This window comes from Streptomyces sp. NPDC001880 (assembly GCF_053594575.1).
This window is the reverse complement of the sequence record NZ_JBSFET010000170.1, coordinates 1-6,288: the sequence shown is the minus strand read 5'-3', so window position 1 is coordinate 6,288 and position 6,288 is coordinate 1. Positions and strand designations below refer to the sequence as shown.

Genomic DNA, 6,288 nt, shown 5'->3' with positions numbered 1-6,288 from the left:
CCCTCGTCGAGTGGCAGGCCGACTGGCTGCGCCGCGGGCTGCCACTGTCCGGCAAGCCCACCAAGTTCCAGGTCCGTGACGGAAGGTTCTGATCCCCGTGTCCCGTACGCCCGTAGCCGCGACCGCGCCTGCACCCGGCCCCGTAGCCGCAACCACTCCCAAACCCGTACCCTCCTCGGCGGCCGCGGCAGCCCCGGCACGCACTCCGATGGACGTGCTCGCCGAGGGAGCCGTCATCCCCGCTCATCCACTCGCCCTCGGCGCCGACCGCAAGCTCGACGAACGCCGGCAACGCGCACTGACCCGTTACTACCTGGCCTCCGGCGCGGGCGGCCTCGCCGTCGCCGTCCACACCACGCAGTTCGAGATCCGCGAACCGGGCATCGGCCTGCTGGCACCGGTCCTCGAACTCGCCGCCGAGACCGTGCGGAACGAGGCCGGCCGTCCGTTCGTCAAGGTCGCCGGCGCCTGCGGCCACACCGCACAGGCCGTCTCCGAAGCCGAGCTCGCGGCCTCCCTCGGCTACGACGCCGTGCTGTTGAGCCCCGCCGTGCCCGGCGCCGACGAGAAGGGGCTGCTGGACCGGGCCCGCGCCGTCGGCGAGGTGCTGCCGGTGATCGGCTTCTACCTCCAGGAGGCCGTCAGCGGCCGTTATCTCTCGCCGTCGTTCTGGAGCTCATTCGCAGACCTGCCGAACACCGCGGCCATCAAGATCGCGCCCTTCGACCGCTACCGCACCGCCGATGTCGTACGGGCCGTGGCGGCCGCCGATCGCTCTGACGAGGTCGCCCTGTACACAGGCAACGACGACGACATCATCGGCGACCTGCTCACCCCGTACGAGACCAAGGGCACTCGGCGGTGGTTCGCCGGCGGGCTGCTCGGCCAGTGGGCCGTTTGGACCGGCTCCGCCGTCACCCTCCTCGACCAGGTCCGGCGGGCACGCGCCGGTGACCACGACGCCATGGTCGGCTGCCTCGCCCGCCGTCCGGAGCTCACCGACGCCAACAGCGCTGTGTTCGACGTGCGCGGCGGATTCCGCGGCTGTATCGCGGGTGTCCATGAAGTGCTGCGCCGCCAGGGTCTGTTGGAGGGCATCTGGTGTCTCGATCCGAAGGAGGTCTTGTCTCCCGGCCAGGCCGAAGAGATCACCCGGGTCGCCACGGCCTATCCCTGGCTCACCGACGACGACTTCGTCGCGGAGCACGTCGATGACTGGCTCTCCTGAACCGGGGGCGGCCCGCCTGCCGCGGGTCGTCGTCGCCGTACCCCCGCACCTTCGTGAGCAGTTCTTCACCCCCGCGGTGTGGCAGAGCCTCTGCGCCGCGGCGCAGCCGGCCGTCCTCGACGAGCACACCGACCGGGACGCACTCGGTGCGGCGCTGCCCGGTGCCTGTGCCCTGATCACCGCTTGGGGCACGCCCCGCCTCAGCGAGGAACTCCTCGACGTCGCTGACCGACTGGCGATCGTCGCCCACACCGGATCGGCGGTCGCCCCGTACGTCACCGAGGAAGTCTTCCGGCGTGGGATCCTCGTCACCCAGGCCGGTGACGAGATGGCCCGCCCGGTCGCCGAGGTGGCCCTCGCGTTCACCCTCGCCCTGCTGCACCGCATCCACCGCTTCGACCACGCGCTGCGCGGCGGAGCCGACTGGGACGAGGCCAGCCAGGCCCCGCCGCGGCACGAGATCCAGGGCTGTGCGATCGGCGTCATCGGAGCGTCCCGCACCGGTCGTGCGTACATCGAGCTGGCGAGGGCACTGGGGGCACAGGTCGCGGTCACCGACCCGTATCTGACGGCCGAGGACGCACAGCGGCTCGCGGTACGGGTGGTGCCGCTGGACGAACTGCTCCGTGGCAGCCGGATCGTCGCCGTGCACGCCCCTGCCACCGCCGAGACCCGGCGCATGCTGGGTGCGCGCGAACTGGCGCTGATGCCCGACGGCGCCGGTCTGGTCAACACCGCCCGTTCCTGGCTCGTCGACGAGGACGCGCTTCTGGCGGAGGTGTCGGCGGGCCGGCTGGACGCTGCGATCGACGTCTTCGACACCGAACCACTGCCGGTCCGCCACCTGTTCCGGAAACTGCCGAACGTTCTGCTGACCCCGCACCAGGCGGCGGGCACCGCCGAGTGCCGTCAGCGGCTCGGCGCAAGTGCCGTGGAGGAGGTGCTGCGGTTCCTGCGCGGCGAGCCACCATTGCACTTCGTGGGGCCGGACGCACTGGCTCGCGTCCTTTGATCACTCGATCGCAACCACACCGGGCCCCAGAGGTCGACCAGTTGTTCCTCGGCGTCGAAGGCCCCTCTGTTGCCTTCGGGGTCGAGGAATTCCTGGAGGTCGTAGACGATGCGTGGGGCGGCGCATGAGCTGATCGAGGGCTTCGGCGAGGTCCGCCTCGTACTGGCCGTGGTCCGTACGATGGGAGGTGATGGATACGGTGCCGCGTTCAGTGATGGCCTGCCACCGCACCGGCAAGATCGGCTACCCGACTTGGCGGCACACCATTGTGGGAAGCTCACGTCCGCCGCGCCCGAAGGCTGTCCGGGCTCGCCAAGTACCTTCTGGTGCAGGCGTGTTGGAATGCCTTTATGGTCATTCCCGCTGACGGAACCACACGCCTGAGCCCGGACGAGTTCGCGCACCGCCTGCGTGCCGAGATCGAGCGTCTGAGAGACGAGGCGACGCGCCAGAGGAAAATCGCCCACCGCCGGGCCGAGTTCTGGGCCAAGACGGATATCGCCCTCGGTTTCCCCGCGGCCCTGCTCGCGGGCACGGCGGGAGCGGCAGGACTGGCCTCGGCGGAGGTGCGCTTTTCTGCCGCCCTCGCCGCTCTGGCCTCTGCCGGGTTCGCGGCGGGAGCGGGCTTCCTGCGCAGCGACACCAGGTGCCGCGCCAACAAACGCGCCCGGCACGCATGGGCCTCGGTCGAGGCCAGGGCCATGGTGGCACTGATCCAGGAGCACGTGACCCACGAGGACCTAGGCGACCTGCTGGAATGCCGTCAGGCTGCGCTGGCGGCCTACGACGGCGAGGAGCTCCAGCCTGGGTCGTCGTGATCCGCTGCTTCCGCACCGACATGCCGATGCACCGGCCTCTGCCCGACGACAGCGCCCTGGCCCAGGCCGTCGCCGTCCTTGCCCGCGCCCACCAGGACGCGGTCCGGAATCGGCAGCAGATCGCCAACCGGTGCCAACGTCCACCACCGGCGACGCTCGCTGCTTCGGCGACAGCAGGCCAGGCTCATTCGATGACGCCGGCCACCGCTCTGTCGGCAATGGCATCGCTGGGCTCTCGTCTTGGCGTCGCTTCCACCACATCTGGCACCCCCCACCCTCTCTGTGATCGAGAGCTTTCGAACGTGGTGGTTCGAGATGGAGTAGGAGGTCGGAGGGCGGTACTGGATGGAGAAGTGTGTTACTTCCTTGACACACTTCAATCTGTCGAGGCAGTGTGTCACGTAGTTGATACACATCGTGGGAGAGAACGGGGTCGGCCATGTCTGCTGCCGCAGGAACGGAAAGAGCGTGGCGGGCGAGGCTCGATACTCCCGTGCGATGGGCCGGTGCGGCGACCGGTCTGACTGTCAACGCCCTGGTCTCCTTCAGCCCCGAGTCCGATGTGGATCTGCTGTACGGGTTCGCCGTATTCGGTCTGTGTGTCATGGGCGGCGTGTTCGCGGCAGATCTAATCGCGCGCCCGCGTTCTGGCCGGCTACGAGTAGCCGAAGTGACACCGCGCCGGATCCGGGACTATCTGCCCCGCTTCCTGGCTGCTGCACTGGCCATGCAGGCTGTTGTCCTGCTGGCCCTCCTGATCGTCGCCGCCACAACGGGCTCGGCAGACGCCGACGGCCGTTCAGGACGTGCTCTGTCCGTCGCGTGCCCTGAGGGCACCCAGTTGCTCTCGCCCTGGCCAGGCCCCTATTACGCCTGGCCGGCACTTGGCGGTCTCGCCCTCGGCACCGTCGCCTGCGCATTGCTTCTGCGCCGTGTCACCGCGCGGTGCGGGAGCGACGATCAACGCCGCACGAGCGTCCGGGCGGCGGTCGGCGCATGGGGCGTGCTGGTGACCGCCCCTCTTTTCGCCGTATCTTTGACGATGGGCGTTGTGGTGCTGAGCATGTCCTGCGCGGGCGGGATGAAGGACGTGGCCCTGTGGGGGCTGGCTGTCACGGCCCTCACTGCCGCACTGACCGCGTGTCACTGCCTGGGCGTCCTGTTGCTGCCGCAGGCATACATCAAGGCTCGGCCATGACAACAAATCGCATCAACATCAGCGTCAACCACTCTTCCCCCGTCCCACCGTACGAGCAACTCCGCGCACAACTAACCGATTTGATCTCCATCGGTCGGCTGAATCACGGGGACAGACTGCCGTCCGTGCGCCAGCTTGCCTCCGACCTCGGGCTGGCCAAGAACACCGTTGTGCGGGCATACCGCGAACTGGAGACCGGGGGCCTGGTCAAGAGCCGCCGCGGCTCCGGTACCCAGGTTGTCGCCCCTGCGGCCACTGCCGACGTCAAAGCGAAACTCGCGGAACACGCAAGCAGTTACGCGGCCGCAGCCAGGCAACTCAATGCAACTGACGAGGAAACCCTCGCGGCAATCCGGCACGCTCTCGCATGCCGCGACACACCGTGACCCCCCGGAGAGCACGGGACTGAGGTTCCGGACAACCGTACGCAAAGAGATCAGCATGGGCACCTGGGATACGGCCCCTTCGACAACGATGAACGTCCGTGCGCGGGGCGTGCTGCCGCTCAGACGGCGGGCTGCTGGGGCGTCCACGTCCGAAGCGGCCGTGGACTGGCGCCCGTCTCGGGCGGACCCTGGTACCTCGGAAGCTTCCCGGACCTGTCGGCCTGCGCCGACGCCGTTGATCAGCCAAGGACTGCTCATGATCCTCGACCCTGACGCGGCGCTCGAAGCCGTCGGATCAAGCCTGCAGGACCTGCCGTTCCCGTGGAGCGGGGATCCTGTCGAAATCGTCGGCTGGGGCTTCTCGAACGTCGTGCTCCGGGTTGGCACCGACGTCCTCATCAGGGTGCCGCGCACTCCGGAGGCCAAGGACAGGAGCAAGCACACTGCCGAGGTCCTGCGGCGACTGCCGCCCCTGCCGCTGGCCGTCCCCGAGGTGCTCGGAATGCTTCCGGCCGGGTCGCGGCTGCCCTTCGGCGCCGTGCTTCTCAGGAGGCTGCCAGGCGCTGTCGTGGACGACGACGTCGCTCGCGCGGATCGTGAAGCGTTCACCGGCGACCTGACCGCTTTCGTCTCGGCGCTGCACAACTGCGGCGACGAACCGTTGCTGGGCGTCCTCGGGGCGGACGGGGCCGGACAGGCGATCGACGCCCTCGATGCCGAGACGGCCGCAGCCGTCGCGGACCGGCTGGCCGGTCGCGAGCGGCAGGTGTTCGAACGATGGGCCACAGCCTATCGACGGTGGCTCGCCGGTGCCGAGGTCGTGCCGGTCCACGGCGATGTCTGGCCCGGCAACCTCCTGCACACCTCCGGGAGGCTGTCCGGCGTCCTGGACTGGGACGAGGCGAGGATCGGCCCGCGGGCGGTCGATCTGTGCGGCGTCTGGTACCTGGGCCGCGACTTCGCCGAGGAGATGATGAGTGCCTACGCGGCCCGGAACTCCTGTGACTACGAGGTCTTGCACAAAGAGACCAGGCTCGCCGGAGTCCGACGTGAACTGCGGGGCGTCACCTGGTCCTTACGCCACGACGACCCCGAGGAACTCGAGGAGTCCCTGGACAAGGTGCGGCGGTCCCTGCACGAGTTCCAGCTCCCGCCCGCCTGACACGGCCGTCGCCCGCCTTTCTGCTCGCGGCCTTCACCGGAGCGCCGACACCGGATCTACGAAACGGAGACTTTTGTGAGTGTCGCGATCTGCGACTTCCCGAGCCGATAAGGATTTCCTCCTCCTGGCTACGGCGGCATCGAGCGCTGGCTGTGGGTCGTCGCCGCAGGAGCTCGCCAGGCCGGAGCCGACATCCATCTGCTCGGCACCCAGTGGAACGTCGATGCGGGCGGCGGTTGGAACGTCCGGCCCGTTCGCCTCCAGGACCTCTCACCGGGCTCGGCCGAACTGGCCGCGATCCGTGCGCAGCGCTACGACCTGATGATCACGATCCACAAGTACCCATCGAACCCCGAGTGGCGCCGCGCGTGGGAGTCGGTCGGCTGTGACTAAGGGCTTGCAGATCATTAACACGTCGTCTTGATCTTGTTGCAGGGCTCGCTGGTTTGGGTGAGGACTCGAGCCTGGAGGGCCGCGAGGACGA

The 6,288-nt window shown here is 68.8% G+C and carries 6 protein-coding genes; all 6 read left to right on the top strand.

What is annotated here, in order from left to right; all coding sequences use genetic code 11:
• Positions 1-208: 208 nt before the first annotated feature.
• The 6 genes from ACWCQ6_RS35160 (at position 209) to ACWCQ6_RS35135 (ending at position 5,804) form a co-directional block, all read left to right on the top strand.
• The gene (locus ACWCQ6_RS35160; RefSeq protein ID WP_451096275.1) at positions 209-1,228 is read left to right on the top strand and encodes a dihydrodipicolinate synthase family protein; all 1,020 of its coding nucleotides are present in this window, start codon (positions 209-211) and stop codon (positions 1,226-1,228) included.
• The gene (locus ACWCQ6_RS35155) at positions 1,212-2,240 is read left to right on the top strand and encodes a hydroxyacid dehydrogenase (protein WP_451096273.1); all 1,029 of its coding nucleotides are present in this window, start codon (positions 1,212-1,214) and stop codon (positions 2,238-2,240) included. Before ACWCQ6_RS35160 ends, ACWCQ6_RS35155 begins: the two co-directional genes overlap by 17 nt.
• Before the next feature lie 350 nt (positions 2,241-2,590).
• Entirely contained in the window at positions 2,591-3,058 is a 468-nt protein-coding gene (locus ACWCQ6_RS35150; RefSeq protein WP_451096271.1) for a hypothetical protein, read from the top strand.
• A gap of 562 nt (positions 3,059-3,620) precedes the next feature.
• Complete coding sequence (locus tag ACWCQ6_RS35145) at positions 3,621-4,256, top strand: hypothetical protein (protein ID WP_451096269.1); 636 nt, start codon at positions 3,621-3,623, stop codon at positions 4,254-4,256.
• Positions 4,253-4,642, top strand: coding sequence for a GntR family transcriptional regulator (locus ACWCQ6_RS35140; RefSeq protein ID WP_451096267.1), 390 nt, complete (start codon positions 4,253-4,255; stop codon positions 4,640-4,642). The genes ACWCQ6_RS35145 and ACWCQ6_RS35140 overlap by 4 nt, the downstream gene beginning before the upstream one ends.
• A gap of 256 nt (positions 4,643-4,898) precedes the next feature.
• Positions 4,899-5,804, top strand: a complete 906-nt coding sequence (locus ACWCQ6_RS35135; protein WP_451096265.1) for a phosphotransferase family protein — start codon at positions 4,899-4,901, stop codon at positions 5,802-5,804.
• The last annotated feature ends 484 nt before the right edge of the window (positions 5,805-6,288 follow it).